This window comes from Streptomyces odontomachicola, from assembly GCF_039605595.1.
In the GTDB taxonomy this organism is placed as follows: domain Bacteria; phylum Actinomycetota; class Actinomycetes; order Streptomycetales; family Streptomycetaceae; genus Streptomyces.
Map to the genome: position 1 here is coordinate 66991 of NZ_JBCFOK010000015.1, position 16366 is coordinate 83356.

Genomic DNA, 16366 nt, shown 5'->3' on the forward strand with positions numbered 1-16366 from the left:
GGGGTTCAGATGGTCGTACCGAACCGGCCAGGACCCCGAGGGGGACGCCCTTGGCCTGTTCGCTTGGGGGCGGGCGGCCGGGGACCCCGGCACAGAACACGATCAGGCGTTCTGTACCGGAGTGCCCCGAATGCCTTTGCTCCAGCCTAAACGGTGGGATAACACGGCCGAGCCGTGTTACTCACCCTTGGCCTTCGCGATGATCTCCTCTGCGACGCTCCGGGGAACCTCGGCGTAGGAGTCGAACTGCATGGAGTAGTTGGCGCGGCCGGAGGTCTTGCTGCGCAGGTCTCCGACGTAGCCGAACATCTCCGACAGCGGTACCAGGCCGGTGACGAGCTTGGCGCCGCTCCGGTCCTCCATGGACTGGATCTGTCCACGGCGGGAGTTGATGTCGCCGATCACGTCGCCCATGTACTCCTCGGGCGTGGTGACCTCGACCTTCATCATCGGCTCCAGCAGGGCCGGGCTGGCCCTGCGGGCGGCCTCCTTGAAGGCCATCGAACCGGCGATCTTGAACGCCATCTCGGACGAGTCGACGTCGTGGTACTGACCGTCGTTGAGCGTCACGCGGACGCCCGTGAGCGGGTACCCGGCGAGCACGCCGAACTCCATGGCCTCCTGGCAGCCGGCGTCCACGGACGGGATGTACTCCCGCGGGATGCGGCCACCGGTGACGGCGTTCACGAACTCGTAGCCGTCGCCCTCGATGGGCTCGACGTCGATGATCACCTTGGCGAACTGGCCGGAGCCACCGGTCTGCTTCTTGTGCGTGAAGTCGACGTGCTCGACCTTCTTGCGAAGCGTCTCGCGGTACGCGACCTGCGGCTTGCCGATGTTGGCCTCGACCTTGAACTCCCGCTTCATGCGGTCGACAAGGACGTCGAGGTGGAGCTCGCCCATGCCGGAGATCACGGTCTGGCCGGTCTCCTCATCGGTCTTGACCTGGAAGGACGGGTCCTCCTCGGCCAGCCGCTGAATCGCGACGCCCAGCTTCTCCTGGTCGCCCTTCGACTTGGGCTCGATGGCGACCTGGATGACCGGGGCCGGGAACTCCATCGACTCCAGGATCACCGGGTTGCTCGCGTCGCTGAGGGTCTCACCGGTGGTGGTCTGCTTCAGACCCATGACGGCGACGATGTCGCCGGCACCCACCGACTCGATCTCCTCACGCTTGTTCGAGTGCATCCGGTAGATCTTGCCGATGCGCTCCTTCTTGCCCGTGACCGAATTCAGCACCTGGGTGCCGGAGTTGATACGGCCCGAGTAGACGCGGAGGAAGGTGAGCTTGCCGAGGTGCGGGTCACTCGCGATCTTGAACGCGAGCGCCGACATCGGCTCCTCCTCGGAGGGGCGCCGCTTGATGATCTCCTCGGAGTTCTTCGGCGAGTGGCCCTCGATGGCCTCGACGTCGAGCGGCGAGGGGAGGTACCGCGCGACCGCGTCGAGCAGGGGCTGCACGCCCTTGTTCTTGAACGCGGTGCCGCAGAAGACCGGGGTCACCGTGGTGGTGCCCTCGACGCCGGTGGAGGCGAGGGTGATGCGGCGGATCGCCGCGCGCAGCTGCTCCTCGGTGGGCTCGGTGCCCTCGAGGTACAGCTCCATCATTTCCTCGTCGTTCTCCGCGACGGCCTCGAGGAGCTTGCCGCGCCACTCGTCGGCGGCCTCGACGTGGGTGTCGGGGATGTCGACGGTCTCGTACGCCTCGCCCAGCTTGGTCTCGGCGGACCAGACCAGGGCCTTCATCGACACCAGGTCGACGACGCCCTTGAAGTCGGCCTCGGTGCCGATCGGCAGCTGCATGACCAGCGGAACCGCGCCCAGGCGGTCCTCGATCATGTCGACGCAGCGGTGGAACTCGGCGCCCGTGCGGTCCAGCTTGTTCACGAAGCAGATGCGCGGAACGCCGTAACGGTCCGCCTGCCGCCACACGGTCTCGGACTGCGGCTCGACTCCGGCCACACCGTCGAACACCGTCACGGCACCGTCGAGAACGCGCAGCGCACGCTCCACCTCGACCGTGAAGTCGACGTGACCCGGGGTGTCGATGATGTTGATGGTGTAGTCGTCGCCGGCGAGCGGCCAGTGGCAGGTCGTCGCGGCAGACGTGATCGTGATGCCGCGCTCCTGCTCCTGCGCCATCCAGTCCATGACGGCCGCGCCGTCGTGGACCTCACCGATCTTGTACGAGACACCGGTGTAGAACAGGATCCGCTCGGTCGTCGTCGTCTTGCCCGCGTCGATGTGGGCCATGATCCCGATGTTCCGGACCTTGGCCAGGTCAAGTGAAGTGGTAGCCATAAGGCTGTCGTCTTCTCTCGGTCTCGATGGGGTGAGCGACTACCAGCGGTAGTGCGCGAAGGCCTTGTTGGACTCGGCCATCTTGTGGGTGTCCTCGCGCTTCTTCACGGCGGCGCCGAGCCCGTTGGAGGCATCGAGCAGCTCGTTCATCAGACGCTCGGTCATGGTCTTCTCGCGGCGGGCGCGGGAGTACCCCACGATCCAGCGCAGCGCGAGGGTGGAGGAACGGCCGGGGCGGACCTCGACCGGGACCTGGTAGGTGGCGCCACCGACACGACGCGAGCGGACCTCGAGGGTCGGCTTCACGTTCTCGAGCGCGCGCTTGAGGGTGATGACCGGGTCGTTGCCGGTCTTCTCCCGCAGGCCCTCCATGGCGCCGTAGACGATGCGCTCGGCGGTGGAGCGCTTGCCGTTCAGCAGCACCTTGTTGATGAGGGAGGTCACCAGAGGAGAACCGTAGACCGGGTCGACGATGACCGGTCGCTTCGGGGCGGGGCCCTTACGAGGCATTCTTACTTCTCCTTCTTGGCGCCGTAGCGGCTGCGAGCCTGCTTGCGGTTCTTGACGCCCTGCGTGTCGAGGGAGCCGCGGATGATCTTGTACCGAACACCCGGCAGGTCCTTCACACGACCACCGCGCACGAGCACGATGGAGTGCTCCTGGAGGTTGTGGCCCTCACCCGGAATGTAAGCGGTGACCTCGATCCCGCTGGTCAGACGCACACGCGCGACCTTACGCAGGGCCGAGTTCGGCTTCTTCGGGGTGGTCGTGAACACACGCGTGCAGACGCCGCGGCGCTGGGGCGATCCCTCGAGCGCGGGCGTCTTGTTCTTCTCGACCTTGTCCTGCCGGCCCTTGCGGACCAGCTGCTGGATCGTAGGCACTACTTCTCCGGTTTCTGTGTGCCAGTCTCGGTAAAGCTAACCTGGAACACCTTCCCGACCCACGAGGTCGGGCGTGTCGAGCACTGCAGACTTCCGCCGAGGTGGAGGGAGTGCAGATTTCGGTGTCCGCCTTCTTCGCTCGCAGTGCGTCGTACGAGTGCGATGGACGCGTCGTACCGCTTACGCGAGCGCAGGGGATACCCCAGGCACAAGGTCAGAGCGTACCTATCGCGTCGTCCCCGGTCAAAACAAGTACCCACGCGGCACCGCATGCGGCACCCGTGCACTCAATCCGCCCCGCACACAGGGCCGAAGAGGCCGCCCGCCCCCGTCACTTCGGGATCGGTCACGTCGGGATCGGTCACTTCGAGAGCGCCGAGCCCACCATCGCGAGGACGAAGATCAGCATGAGCACCGTCAGCGCGAGCCAGCCCACGGCCACACCGGTCACCGCTGCGCCCTCGCCCCGCTCCCCCGTCCTCCGGATCTCCGCCCGCGCGCGGTTCCCGAGGATCACCGCGGGGATCCCGGTCAGCCCGAAGGTGACCGGCGTCAGCAGCGCGCACACGAGCGCGCCCGTCGCCGCCCCGTTCATCGGCCGCGGAGGCACCACCGGCGGCATGTACGGCGCCGGCGGGCGGCTGCTGTACGGGCTCAGCGAGGGCGGCTGGGGGCCGCCGAAGCCCGTGGCGCCCGGGCCGTTCGGCAGGTCGCTGACCAGATGGCGCAGCTCCTCGACCGTGCGCGCCGCCATGATCCGCGAGAGCCGGTGGTCGTACTCCTGCTTGTAGAGCCGGCCCTCGGCGAACGCCGCCTTGAGCACGTCGGCCGTCCGTTCCCTGTCCGCGTCCCCTGCGAGCACCGCGCACCACCCCCACCGCTCATATTGCACAAAGGGCGGCCACCCCCGGTAGGGGTGACCGCCCTTACGTGTATCAGAGCCGAGGCTCAACTACCGCGCACAACTCAGGCGTTGTACGGCCCGTAGTCGTAGTCCTCCAGCGGGACCGCCTGGCCCGAGCCGGTGCCGAAGGGCGAGTAGTCGATGTCGTCGTAACCGACGGCCGAGTACATCGCGGCCTTCGCCTCCTCGGTGGGCTCGACCCGGATGTTGCGGTAGCGGGAGAGGCCCGTACCGGCCGGGATGAGCTTACCGATGATGACGTTCTCCTTGAGGCCGATCAGGGAGTCCGACTTGGCGTTGATCGCCGCGTCGGTCAGGACCCTGGTCGTCTCCTGGAAGGACGCCGCCGACAGCCAGGACTCGGTCGCCAGCGAGGCCTTGGTGATGCCCATCAGCTGCGGACGGCCGGAGGCCGGGTGGCCGCCTTCCGCCACGACACGGCGGTTCTCACCCTCGAACTTGGTGCGCTCCACCAGCTCGCCGGGCAGCAGCTCGGCGTCGCCGGACTCGATGATCGTCACGCGGCGGAGCATCTGCCGGATGATGATCTCGATGTGCTTGTCGTGGATCGACACGCCCTGCGAGTTGTAGACCTTCTGGACCTCGCCCACCAGGTGCACCTGCACCGCGCGCTGGCCGAGGATGCGCAGCACGTCGTGCGGGTTGGTGGCGCCGACGGTCAGCGCCTGGCCGACCGTCACGTGGTCGCCCTCGCCGACCAGCAGACGGGCGCGCTTGGAGACCGCGTACGAGGTCTCGTCCGACCCGTCGTCCGGAGTGACGACGACCTTCTTGGTCTTCTCGGTCTCCTCGATGCGCACGCGGCCGGCCGACTCGGAGATCGGCGCGACGCCCTTCGGCGTACGGGCCTCGAAGAGCTCGACGACACGCGGCAGACCCTGGGTGATGTCGTCGCCCGCCACACCACCGGTGTGGAAGGTACGCATCGTGAGCTGGGTGCCGGGCTCACCGATGGACTGGGCGGCGATGATGCCGACGGCCTCGCCGATGTCCACCAGCTTGCCGGTCGCCAGCGAGCGGCCGTAGCACATGGCGCAGGTGCCGACGTGCGACTCGCAGGTGAGGACCGAGCGGGTCTTCACCGTCTGCACGCCGTACCGCACGAGCTCGTCGATGAGCACGTCGCCCAGGTCGGTGCCCGCCGGGGCCAGCACCTTGCCGTCGACGACGACGTCCTCGGCGAGGCAGCGCGCGTACACGCTGGTCTCGGCGTCCTCGGCCTTGCGCAGCACGCCGTCGGCGCCCTTGGAGGCGATCTCCAGCTTGAGGCCGCGGTCGGTGCCGCAGTCCTCCTCGCGAATGATCACGTCCTGCGAGACGTCGACGAGACGACGGGTCAGGTAACCCGAGTCCGCGGTACGCAGGGCGGTGTCCGCGAGACCCTTACGGGCACCGTGCGTGGAGATGAAGTACTCCAGCACGGAGAGACCCTCACGGAACGACGCCTTAATGGGCCGCGGGATGGTCTCGTTCTTCGCGTTGGACACCAGACCGCGCATGCCCGCGATCTGACGCATCTGCATCATGTTCCCTCGGGCGCCCGAGTCCACCATCATGAAGATCGGGTTCGTCTTCGGGAAGTTGTCGTTCATCGCCTCGGAGACCTCGTTGGTCGCCTTGGTCCAAATGGCGATGAGCTCCTGCGTGCGCTCGTCCTTGGTGATCAGACCGCGCTCGTACTGCTTCTGGACCTTCTCGTCCTGGGCCTCGTAACCGGCGATGATCTCCGGCTTGGCGTCCGGGACGACGACGTCCGAGATGGCGATGGTGACGCCGGAACGGGTCGCCCAGAAGTAACCGGCCGACTTGAGGTTGTCCAGCGCCGCGGCGACGGTCACCTTCGGGTAGCGCTCGGCCAGGTCGTTCACGATCTGGGAGAGCTGCTTCTTGCCGACGGTGTACTCGACGTACGGGTACTCCTCGGGCAGCAGCTCGTTGAAGAGCGCGCGGCCCAGGGTCGTGTGCAGCCGGAACGGGTCGCCGGGCTGCCACTCCGGCTCGCCCTCCTCCGGGGCCGGCGGCGTCCAGCCCGCGGGCGGGGTGGAGCCGACCGGGAAGCGGATGTCGATCTTCGCCTGGAGCGAGAGCTCCCCGGCGTCGAAGGCCATGATCGCTTCGGCGGTGGAGTTGAACGAGCGGCCGTCGCCGATGGTGGTGCGCTGCTCCTCGTCGGTGGTGAGGAAGAACAGGCCCAGCACCATGTCCTGGGTCGGCATCGTCACGGGCCGGCCGTCGGCCGGCTTGAGGATGTTGTTCGAGGACAGCATCAGGATGCGGGCCTCGGCCTGCGCCTCCGCGGACAGCGGCAGGTGCACGGCCATCTGGTCACCGTCGAAGTCCGCGTTGAACGCGGTGCACACGAGCGGGTGGATCTGAATGGCCTTGCCCTCGACCAGCTGCGGCTCGAAGGCCTGGATGCCGAGGCGGTGCAGGGTCGGCGCACGGTTCAGCAGGACCGGGTGCTCGGAGATGACCTCTTCGAGCACGTCGTACACGACCGTGCGGCCGCGCTCGACCATGCGCTTCGCCGACTTGATGTTCTGCGCGTGGTTGAGGTCCACCAGGCGCTTCATCACGAACGGCTTGAAGAGCTCCAGCGCCATGGCCTTCGGCAGACCGCACTGGTGCAGCTTGAGCTGCGGGCCGACGACGATGACCGAACGGGCCGAGTAGTCGACGCGCTTACCGAGCAGGTTCTGACGGAAGCGGCCCTGCTTGCCCTTGAGCATGTCGGACAGCGACTTCAGCGGACGGTTGCCGGGACCCGTCACCGGGCGGCCGCGGCGGCCGTTGTCGAAGAGCGCGTCGACGGCCTCCTGGAGCATCCGCTTCTCGTTGTTCACGATGATCTCGGGCGCACCGAGGTCGAGCAGACGCTTCAGGCGGTTGTTGCGGTTGATGACCCGGCGGTACAGGTCGTTCAGGTCGGAGGTCGCGAAGCGGCCACCGTCCAGCTGCACCATCGGACGCAGGTCCGGCGGGATGACCGGGACGCAGTCGAGCACCATGCCCTTGGGGCTGTTGCTGGTCTGCAGGAAGGCCGAGACGACCTTGAGGCGCTTCAGGGCGCGGGTCTTCTTCTGACCCTTGCCCGTACGGATCACCTCGCGGAGCTTCTCCGCCTCCTCGTCCAGGTCGAAGGTCTCCAGGCGCTTCTGCAGGGCAGCGGCGCCCATGGAGCCGTCGAAGTAGGTGCCGAAGCGGTCGCGCAGCTCGCGGTAGAGCAGCTCGTCGCCCTCGAGGTCCTGGACCTTGAGGTTCTTGAAGCGGTTCCACACCTCGTCGAGGCGGTCGATCTCGCGCTGCGCGCGGTCGCGGATCTGCTTCATCTCGCGCTCGGCGCCCTCGCGCACCTTGCGGCGCACGTCCGCCTTGGCGCCCTCGGCCTCGAGCTCGGCGAGGTCGCCCTCCTGCTTCTTGGCGCGGGCCTCGAGGTCAGCGTCGCGGCGCTGCTCGATCTGCTGCCGCTCGACGCCCACGTGGGCCTCGAGGGAGGGCAGGTCGCGGGTGCGGCGCTCCTCGTCGACGTACGTGATCATGTACGCCGCGAAGTAGATGACCTTCTCCAGGTCCTTCGGCGCGAGGTCCAGCAGGTAGCCCAGCCGGGACGGGACGCCCTTGAAGTACCAGATGTGCGTGACGGGGGCCGCCAGCTCGATGTGGCCCATCCGCTCACGGCGCACCTTGGCGCGGGTGACCTCGACACCGCAGCGCTCACAGATGATGCCCTTGAAGCGGACGCGCTTGTACTTGCCGCAGTAGCACTCCCAGTCCCGGGTCGGACCGAAGATCTTCTCGCAGAAGAGCCCGTCCTTTTCCGGCTTGAGGGTGCGGTAGTTGATGGTCTCCGGCTTCTTGACCTCACCGTGCGACCACTGACGGATGTCGTCAGCGGTGGCCAGGCCAATTCGCAGTTCGTCGAAGAAGTTGACGTCGAGCACTCTCGTCAATCCCTCTCAGGGTCGTGTCAATGATGGTCTGAACGGGGTCGCGGGAGGGGCCGGGAGCGCGTGAGCACTCCCGGCCGAACCCGTCAGACCTCTTCGACGCTGCTCGGCTCGCGCCGGGACAGGTCGATACCGAGCTCCTCCGCGGCGCGGAAGACGTCCTCGTCGGTGTCGCGCATCTCGATGGACATGCCGTCCGAGGACAGCACCTCCACGTTCAGGCAGAGCGACTGCATCTCCTTGATGAGCACCTTGAAGGACTCGGGGATGCCCGGCTCGGGGATGTTCTCGCCCTTGACGATGGCCTCGTAGACCTTCACGCGGCCGGTCACGTCGTCGGACTTGATGGTGAGCAGCTCCTGCAGCGCGTAGGCGGCGCCGTACGCCTCGAGGGCCCACACCTCCATCTCACCGAAGCGCTGACCGCCGAACTGGGCCTTACCACCCAGCGGCTGCTGGGTGATCATGCTGTACGGGCCGGTCGAGCGGGCGTGCAGCTTGTCGTCGACCAGGTGGTGCAGCTTGAGGATGTACATGTACCCGACGGAGATCGGGTCCGGGAACGGCTCACCGGAGCGGCCGTCGAAGAGCTGCGCCTTGCCGGACTCCTGGACCATGCGGTCGCCGTCGCGGTTCGGCACGGTCGCCTTGAAGAGGCCGGCGATCTCGTCCTCGCGGGCACCGTCGAAGACCGGGGTCGCGACGTTGGTGTCCGGCTTGACGTCGTCGGCGCCGATCTCGGTGAGGCGCGCGGCCCACTCCTCGTCGATCCCCTGGACGTTCCAGCCCTGGCTGGCGAGCCAGCCGAGGTGGACCTCCAGGACCTGGCCCGGGTTCATTCGCGAGGGAACGCCGAGCGGGTTGAGGATCACGTCGACCGGGGTGCCGTCCTCCAGGAACGGCATGTCCTCGACCGGCAGGATCTTCGAGATGACGCCCTTGTTGCCGTGGCGGCCCGCGAGCTTGTCACCGTCGGTGATCTTGCGCTTCTGGGCCACGTAGACGCGCACGAGCTGGTTCACGCCCGGGGGCAGCTCGTCGCCCTCCTCGCGGTCGAAGACGCGGACGCCGATGACCTTGCCGGTCTCGCCGTGCGGCACCTTCAGCGAGGTGTCGCGGACCTCGCGCGCCTTCTCGCCGAAGATCGCGCGGAGCAGCCGCTCCTCGGGGGTCAGCTCGGTCTCGCCCTTGGGGGTCACCTTGCCGACGAGGATGTCGCCCGCCTCGACCTCGGCGCCGATGCGGATGATGCCGCGCTCGTCGAGGTCGGCGAGGACCTCCTCGGAGACGTTCGGGATGTCCCGGGTGATCTCCTCCGGGCCCAGCTTGGTGTCGCGGGCGTCGACCTCGTGCTCCTCGATGTGGATCGAGGAGAGGACGTCGTCCTGCACCAGGCGCTGGCTGAGGATGATCGCGTCCTCGTAGTTGTAGCCCTCCCACGGCATGAAGGCCACGAGCAGGTTCTTGCCGAGCGCCATCTCACCCTCGTCGGTGGACGGGCCGTCGGCCAGCACCTGGCCCTCGACGACGCGGGCGCCGTCGTCCACGAGCACCTTCTGGTTGAAGGAGGTGCCCTGGTTGGAGCGGGTGAACTTGGCGATGCGGTACGTGGTGTACGTGCCGTCGTCGTTCGCGACAGTGATGTAGTCCGCGGAGACCTCCTGGACCACACCGTCCTTGTCGGCCTTGATGACGTCGCCGGCGTCGACCGCGCAGCGGTACTCCATGCCGGTGCCGACCAGCGGCGACTCCGCCTTAATCAGCGGCACCGCCTGGCGCATCATGTTGGAGCCCATGAGCGCGCGGTTGGCGTCGTCGTGCTCGAGGAACGGAATCATGGCGGTCGCGACCGACACCATCTGGCGCGGCGAGACGTCCATGTAGTCGACCTCGTCGCCGGGGATGAGGTCGACCTCGCCGCCGCGGCGGCGGATCAGCACCCGCTCCTCGGCGAACCGCATGTCCTCACCCAGCGGCGCGTTCGCCTGGGCGATCACGAAGCGGTCTTCCTCGTCGGCCGTCAGGTAGTGCACCTCGTCGGTGACGACACCATCGACGACCTTGCGGTACGGCGTCTCGACGAAGCCGAAGGCGTTGACCCGGCCGTACGAGGCGAGCGAACCGATGAGGCCGATGTTGGGACCCTCAGGGGTCTCAATCGGGCACATGCGGCCGTAGTGCGAGGGGTGCACATCGCGGACCTCGAAGCCGGCCCGCTCACGGCTCAGACCACCCGGGCCCAGCGCCGAGAGACGGCGCTTGTGGGTGAGACCCGAGATCGGGTTCGTCTGGTCCATGAACTGGGAGAGCTGGCTGGTGCCGAAGAACTCCTTGATGGAGGCGACGACCGGCCGGATGTTGATCAGGGTCTGCGGCGTGATCGCCTCGACGTCCTGGGTGGTCATGCGCTCGCGCACGACCCGCTCCATGCGGGCGAGACCCGTACGGACCTGGTTCTGGATGAGCTCGCCGACGTTGCGCAGGCGGCGGTTGCCGAAGTGGTCGATGTCGTCGGTCTCGATGACGATCGTGTCGCCCTCGGCCGACTGCGACTCGCTCTCCCCGGCGTGCAGCTTCACCAGGTACTTGATCGTGGCGATGATGTCGGCGTTGGTGAGCACGCCGGACTCCAGCGGCTCGTCACCGCCGAGCTTCTTGTTGATCTTGTACCGGCCGACCTTGGCGAGGTCGTAGCGCTTCGGGTTGAAGTAGAGGTTCTCCAGCAGCGTCTGCGCGGCCTCGCGCGTCGGCGGCTCGCCCGGACGCAGCTTGCGGTAGATGTCGAGGAGCGCGTCGTCCTGACCCTGGGTGTGGTCCTTCTCCAGGGTGGCGCGCATCGACTCGTACTGGCCGAACTCCTCGAGGATCTGCTCGTTCGTCCAGCCCAGAGCCTTGAGCAGTACGGTCACGGACTGCTTGCGCTTGCGGTCGATGCGCACACCGACCATGTCGCGCTTGTCGATCTCCATCTCCAGCCAGGCACCCCGGGACGGGATGATCTTGGCCGAGAAGATGTCCTTGTCGGAGGTCTTGTCGATGGAGCTGTCGAAGTAGACGCCCGGCGAGCGGACCAGCTGCGAGACCACGACACGCTCGGTGCCGTTGATGGCGAAGGTGCCCTTGTCGGTCATGAGCGGGAAGTCGCCCATGAAGACCGTCTGGGACTTGATCTCACCGGTCTCGTTGTTGGTGAACTCGGCGGTGACGAAGAGCGGAGCGGCGTACGTGAAGTCGCGCTCCTTGCACTCGTCGATGGAGTTCTTCGGGGGCTCGAAGCGGTGGTCGCGGAAGGTCAGCGACATCGACCCGGAGAAGTCCTCGATCGGGGAGATCTCCTCGAAGATCTCCTCCAGACCGGACTTGGTCGGGACGTCCTCTCCACGCTCCAGCGCGGCCTCGACGCGGGCCTTCCAGGCGTCGTTGCCGAGAAGCCAGTCGAAGCTCTCGGTCTGGAGCGCAAGGAGATTGGGAACCTCGAGGGGCTCCTGGATCTTTGCAAAAGAGATGCGCAGCGGGGCAGTGCTGGCGCCGTTGTTCGAATTGGCAGTCGAGGCAGTGCGCGAGGCGGCCAAGAGGGGGTCCTTCCGAGGGCTCGGACTCTCTGCGCGCATACCGGTGCCCCTGGTGACGGACAGGGGGCAGCTAACAGGCAGCGCAAAGGGTCAGTGTAGCCACAAGGCCCACTGATGTCCAGAGCAGATTTCCGGGGACCTGTTGAGGTTCCGGTCTCCGCCTCCAGCCGGTGGCAATCGCTCCTCCGGGAGGTCTCCCCTTGTTGTTCTCCTGTGCCGCGGTCCCGCTCCGGCGGCCTCGATCGCCGGGACGGATGGTGCTTGCCGCAACACTTCCCGCTTCGTACTCGATCCATGCCTCGGTACCCGGATCGATGTGACGACGCGTCCCGAGAATTGCGCGCTGCGTGCCGTTCGTCAAGGCCCCCAGGGCAACGAAGATCACCATACCTGCCGTCGCCGACGAGGCAACGCAACCGGCGCTGGCACGCCAAAGGGCGACCACCCGCATGGGTGATCGCCCTTGGCTGGCGGGTCATCCGACCCGGGTCATGAGACCGGAGTCACTTGACCTCGACCGAGGCGCCGGCCTCCTCGAGGGAAGCCTTGGCCTTCTCGGCGGCGTCCTTGGTGACCTTCTCGAGAAGCGGCTTCGGGGTGCCGTCCACGAGCTCCTTGGCCTCCTTCAGACCCAGCGAGGTCAGCTCACGCACGACCTTAATGACCTGGATCTTCTTGTCGCCGGCGCCGGCGAGGATGACGTCGAACTCGTCCTGCTCCTCGGCGGCCTCCTCGCCGGCACCGCCGGCGGCGGGGGCGGCGACGACGGCGGCGGCCGGGGCGGCGGCCTCGACGTCGAACTTCTCCTCGAAGGCCTTCACGAACTCGGAGAGCTCGATGAGGGTCATGTCGCTGAACTGCTCGAGCAGCTCGTCCTGGCTGAGCTTCGCCATGGTGGCGGTCCTTCCACTAAGTCGGCTGGTGCCGGATGTCTCATTTCGGCGGGCTTGCCGGCCCGCTGCGACCGGATAGTGCGCGAAGGCGCGTTACTCGGCCTCGGCGGGAGCCGAAGTATCGGCACCGCCCTGCTCGACCTTGCTGCGCAGCGCGTCCGCGGTGCGGGCGAACTTCGTGAGCGGGGCCTCGAAGGTTGCCGCGGCCTTGGCCATGGAACCCTTCATCGCGCCCGCCAGCTTGGAGAGCAGCACCTCGCGGGACTCGAGGTCCGCGAGCTTCTTGAGGTCGCCGGCGCTGTAGAGCGCGCCGTCGACGATGCCGCCCTTGATTTCCAGGGCGGGGTTCTCCTTGGCGAAGTCACGGAGACCCTTCGCCGCCTCGACCGAGTCACCGGTCACAAAGGCGACGGCCGACGAGCCCACCAGGAACTCGTCCAGCTCGCTGATCCCGGCCTCATTGGCCGCGATCTTGGTCAGCGTGTTCTTCACCACACGGTACTGAGCGCCTTCACCGAGCGAGCGGCGCAGCTTCTGGAGCTGGGCCACGGACAGCCCGGTGTACGCGGTGACCACAGCGGCGTTGGAGTTCCGGAACTTGTCCGTCATCTCCTCAACGGCGGCGATCTTTTCAGGGGCGACCTGCTCTCGCGCCATGAGCCTCGGCCTCCTTCCGGGTGATGAGGACCGCTCGGAAGGGGCTGGACAAAACGAAACGCCCCTGCGCAGGCGCATGGGGCGTGGCTCGACCGGGACAGCGAATGCCTCGGGAGTTCTTCCTCAAGTCACCTGCGCAGGCCGTCCGCAGCTAGCGGATCCTTCGGCCGCCGACTCTCTTTCTGAGTGCGGCAGCGACCAGCGGTCTTTGGCTTCATGTAGACAATACGCGAACGGCCCCGGAAGCTCCAAATTCGCTTCCGGGGCCGTTCGTCACGGCGAACTCGCAGGCCGTCAGACCGCGGCCGGGTCCTCCTCGGTGAGGAGGTTCCGGGTGCGGTTCGGGTCGACCTGGATGCCCGGGCCCATGGTGGTGCTCAGGGCGGCCTTCTTGATGTAACGCCCCTTCGCCGCGGAGGGCTTGAGGCGGTTGATCTCCTCCAGGGCGGCGGCGTAGTTCTCCACGAGCTGCTGCTCGGTGAAGGACGTCTTGCCGATGATGAAGTGGAGGTTCGCGTGCTTGTCCACGCGGAACTCGATCTTGCCGCCCTTGATGTCGCCGACGGCCTTGGCGACGTCCGGGGTGACGGTGCCGGTCTTCGGGTTCGGCATCAGACCACGCGGACCGAGCACGCGGCCGAGGCGGCCGACCTTGCCCATGAGGTCCGGGGTGGCGACGACGGCGTCGAAGTCCAGACGGCCGCCGGCGACCTCGTCGATCAGCTCGTCGGAGCCGACGATGTCGGCCCCCGCGGCTTCCGCGGCCGCGGCACGGTCACCGGTCGCGAAGACCAGGACCCGGGCGGTCTTGCCGGTGCCGTGCGGCAGGTTCACGGTGCCGCGGACCATCTGGTCGGCCTTGCGCGGGTCGACACCCAGGCGGAAGGCGACCTCGACGGTCGCGTCGAACTTGGCGGTGGAGGTCTCCTGGGCCAGACGCACGGCCTCGAGCGGCGCGTACTGCCGCGTCTTGTCGACCTTGGCGTCCGCGTTGCGGAGGGTCTTGCTGCGCTTCACTTCTGCTCCTGGCAGTTGTCCCCGCGGTCAGTCGTCGCCGCGGGACGGATACGGAGTCGTGGTCCCCGGGCCAGCGCCTGGCCCTGCCACGGTTGCCGGGGCGGTGAGCCTCGGCGACGGAAGAGCCGTCAGCCCTCGACGGTCACGCCCATGGAACGCGCGGTGCCCGAGATGATCTTCTCGGCCTGGTCCATGTCGTTGGCGTTGAGGTCGGGCATCTTGGTGTTGGCGATCTCGCGCACCTGGTCGCGGGTGATCTTGGCGACCTTGTTGGTGTGCGGGGTGCCGGAGCCCTTCTCGATGCCGGCGGCCTTGAGGATCATCTTCGAGGCCGGCGGGGTCTTGGTCACGAAGGTGAAGGAGCGGTCCTCGTAGACCGTGATCTCCACCGGGATGACCCAGCCGCGCTGCGACTCGGTGGCCGCGTTGTAGGCCTTGCAGAACTCCATGATGTTGACGCCGTGCTGACCCAGCGCCGGGCCGACCGGCGGGGCCGGGTTGGCGGCGCCGGCCTGGATCTGGAGCTTGATCAGCCCCGCGACCTTCTTCTTCTTGGGAGGCATAACTCTCTCCGGGTCCTAGTGAGAGGTGATTCGCCCTCCATCCGTCATCCGGACGGAGGCATACCGCGCCACGATAGCCCGTACCGTGCCGCGCGCTGAAACCGAGCAGGTCAGGCGGCCTGTGAAAAGTCCGCCTGACCTGTCCGGAAGCTGTGTTGTGAAGAGGTGCCGACCGGCCTGGGCCGGGTCAGTTCTTCTGGATCTGGTCGAAGCTCAGCTCGACCGGGGTCTCCCGGCCGAAGATCTCGACCAGGCCCTTGACCTTCTTCGAGTCGGCGTTGATCTCGTTGATCGTGGCCTGCAGGGTCGCGAAGGGGCCGTCGGTGACGGTGACCGAGTCGCCGACCTCGAAGTCCAGCACCTGGACCTCGACCTTGCGGCTCGGGCCGCCCGCGGGCTTGCCCTCCTCGGCCTTCTCCTCGGCCTTGACCGCCTTCTCCTCGGCCTCGGGGGCGAGCATCTTGACGATCTCGTCGAGGGTCAGCGGGTACGGGTCGTACGCGTTGCCCACGAAGCCGGTGACGCCCGGGGTGTTGCGGACGACGCCCCAGGACTCGTTCGTGAGGTCCATGCGGACGAGGACGTAACCGGGAAGCTTGTTCTGCCGGACGGTGCGGCGGTCGCCGTTCTTGATCTGGACGACCTCCTCCTGCGGCACCTCGGCCTGGAAGATGAAGTCCTCGACGTTCAGCGAGACGGCGCGCTGCATGAGGTTGGTCTTCACGCGGTTCTCATAGCCCGCGTAGGTGTGGATCACGTACCACTCGCCGGGGAGGAAGCGCAGCTCCTGGCGGAGCTCGGCGATCGGGTCGGCCGGCTCCTGCTCGGCGGCCTCGGCCGTCTCCTCCGTCACGTCCTCTTCGGTCTCCGCGACCGCGTCGGCAGCCTCGTCGGACTCGACGTGCAGAGCGGACTCCTCGGCGGCCTCGCCAGCCGCTGCGTCGGCAGCTTCCGCCTGGTCGACGCTGTCCGCCGCCTCGACGATGTCGCGCGCGGTGTCATCGCCCTCGGAGGGCTCGACGGCGTCGTTCAGGTTCGGGTCAGACACGGTGGCTGCTTCTTCCTGGCTTCAAGGGGTCGAACATGCGGAAAGCACCGCGGGACGGTGCGCCTCCGCGGGTGCTTCTAGCCGAAGACGAACGTCACGGCCTTGGTGAACCCATAGTCAATCACGGTCACCATGGCGATGACGATGACGACGAAGACGATCACCACTGAGGTGTACGTGGAGAGTTGGCTCCGAGTGGGCCAGACGACCTTGCGCAGTTCCGCGATGATCTGGCGGTAGAAAAGTGCGAGGCGGCCGAAGGGGCCCTTCTTCCCGCGCTTTCCGCCACGACGCGGCTTCTTGCCGGCCGACGACCCTCCGGGCTCGGGGACCTCGGTGGTATCCGTGATCTCCGTCACTCGTCCTCACCTGATCCGGGTCGTGTGCCCTGCGGCGTCCGGCCCGGCCGCACGGCGGTGCAATTCAGTACGTACGCAAGCACACACCTAGGTGACGATGTGTGGAGCAGGGCCGGAGGGACTCGAACCCCCAACCGCTGGTTTTGGAGACCAGTGCTCTTCCAATTGAGCTACGACCCTTTGTGGTTCCCTCAACCTAC

The 16366-nt window shown here is 67.2% G+C and carries 12 protein-coding genes and 1 tRNA gene; all 13 read right to left on the reverse strand.

Annotated features, from left to right (window positions below; genetic code table 11):
- Positions 1–177: 177 nt before the first annotated feature.
- Positions 178–2301, reverse strand: a complete 2124-nt coding sequence (gene fusA, locus ABEE00_RS25655; protein WP_345748027.1) for an elongation factor G — start codon at positions 2299–2301, stop codon at positions 178–180.
- A gap of 39 nt (positions 2302–2340) precedes the next feature.
- Positions 2341–2811 (reverse strand): 30S ribosomal protein S7, encoded by a 471-nt coding sequence (rpsG, locus tag ABEE00_RS25660; RefSeq protein ID WP_345748028.1) that lies wholly within the window; start codon positions 2809–2811, stop codon positions 2341–2343.
- A 2-nt stretch (positions 2812–2813) separates the two neighbouring features.
- Positions 2814–3185, reverse strand: coding sequence for a 30S ribosomal protein S12 (gene rpsL, locus ABEE00_RS25665; protein ID WP_003948652.1), 372 nt, complete (start codon positions 3183–3185; stop codon positions 2814–2816).
- 361 nt (positions 3186–3546) lie between these two features.
- Positions 3547–4047, reverse strand: coding sequence for a DUF1707 and DUF4190 domain-containing protein (locus tag ABEE00_RS25670; protein ID WP_345748029.1), 501 nt, complete (start codon positions 4045–4047; stop codon positions 3547–3549).
- A 104-nt stretch (positions 4048–4151) separates the two neighbouring features.
- A complete protein-coding gene (locus ABEE00_RS25675; protein ID WP_345748030.1) occupies positions 4152–8051 on the reverse strand; it encodes a DNA-directed RNA polymerase subunit beta' in 3900 nt (1299 codons plus the stop codon).
- Positions 8052–8143: 92 nt separating this feature from the next.
- The gene (gene rpoB / locus ABEE00_RS25680) at positions 8144–11629 is read right to left on the reverse strand and encodes a DNA-directed RNA polymerase subunit beta (protein ID WP_345748031.1); all 3486 of its coding nucleotides are present in this window, start codon (positions 11627–11629) and stop codon (positions 8144–8146) included.
- Positions 11630–12132: 503 nt separating this feature from the next.
- Positions 12133–12522 carry a 50S ribosomal protein L7/L12 gene (gene rplL / locus ABEE00_RS25685; protein WP_345748032.1) on the reverse strand — a complete coding sequence of 130 codons (390 nt, stop codon included), beginning with the start codon at positions 12520–12522 and terminating at the stop codon, positions 12133–12135.
- A 93-nt stretch (positions 12523–12615) separates the two neighbouring features.
- Positions 12616–13179 (reverse strand): 50S ribosomal protein L10, encoded by a 564-nt coding sequence (gene rplJ / locus ABEE00_RS25690; RefSeq protein ID WP_345748033.1) that lies wholly within the window; start codon positions 13177–13179, stop codon positions 12616–12618.
- A 294-nt stretch (positions 13180–13473) separates the two neighbouring features.
- Entirely contained in the window at positions 13474–14196 is a 723-nt protein-coding gene (rplA, locus tag ABEE00_RS25695; RefSeq protein WP_345748034.1) for a 50S ribosomal protein L1, read from the reverse strand.
- Between the two features lie 128 nt (positions 14197–14324).
- The gene (gene rplK, locus ABEE00_RS25700) at positions 14325–14759 is read right to left on the reverse strand and encodes a 50S ribosomal protein L11 (protein ID WP_345748035.1); all 435 of its coding nucleotides are present in this window, start codon (positions 14757–14759) and stop codon (positions 14325–14327) included.
- Positions 14760–14946: 187 nt separating this feature from the next.
- Positions 14947–15807, reverse strand: a complete 861-nt coding sequence (gene nusG / locus ABEE00_RS25705; RefSeq protein ID WP_345748036.1) for a transcription termination/antitermination protein NusG — start codon at positions 15805–15807, stop codon at positions 14947–14949.
- Positions 15808–15884: 77 nt separating this feature from the next.
- Positions 15885–16166 carry a preprotein translocase subunit SecE gene (gene secE / locus ABEE00_RS25710; protein WP_345748037.1) on the reverse strand — a complete coding sequence of 94 codons (282 nt, stop codon included), beginning with the start codon at positions 16164–16166 and terminating at the stop codon, positions 15885–15887.
- A gap of 107 nt (positions 16167–16273) precedes the next feature.
- Positions 16274–16346, reverse strand: a tRNA-Trp gene (locus ABEE00_RS25715).
- Between the last annotated feature and the right edge of the window lie 20 nt (positions 16347–16366).

Coding starts and splice junctions, on each gene's coding strand:
- fusA (WP_345748027.1), bottom strand. CDS start 2,301: ATGGCTACCACTTCACTTGACCTGGCCAAGGTCCGGAACATCGGGATC.
- rplL (WP_345748032.1), bottom strand. CDS start 12,522: ATGGCGAAGCTCAGCCAGGACGAGCTGCTCGAGCAGTTCAGCGACATG.
- rpsG (WP_345748028.1), bottom strand. CDS start 2,811: ATGCCTCGTAAGGGCCCCGCCCCGAAGCGACCGGTCATCGTCGACCCG.
- rplK (WP_345748035.1), bottom strand. CDS start 14,759: ATGCCTCCCAAGAAGAAGAAGGTCGCGGGGCTGATCAAGCTCCAGATC.
- rplJ (WP_345748033.1), bottom strand. CDS start 13,179: ATGGCGCGAGAGCAGGTCGCCCCTGAAAAGATCGCCGCCGTTGAGGAG.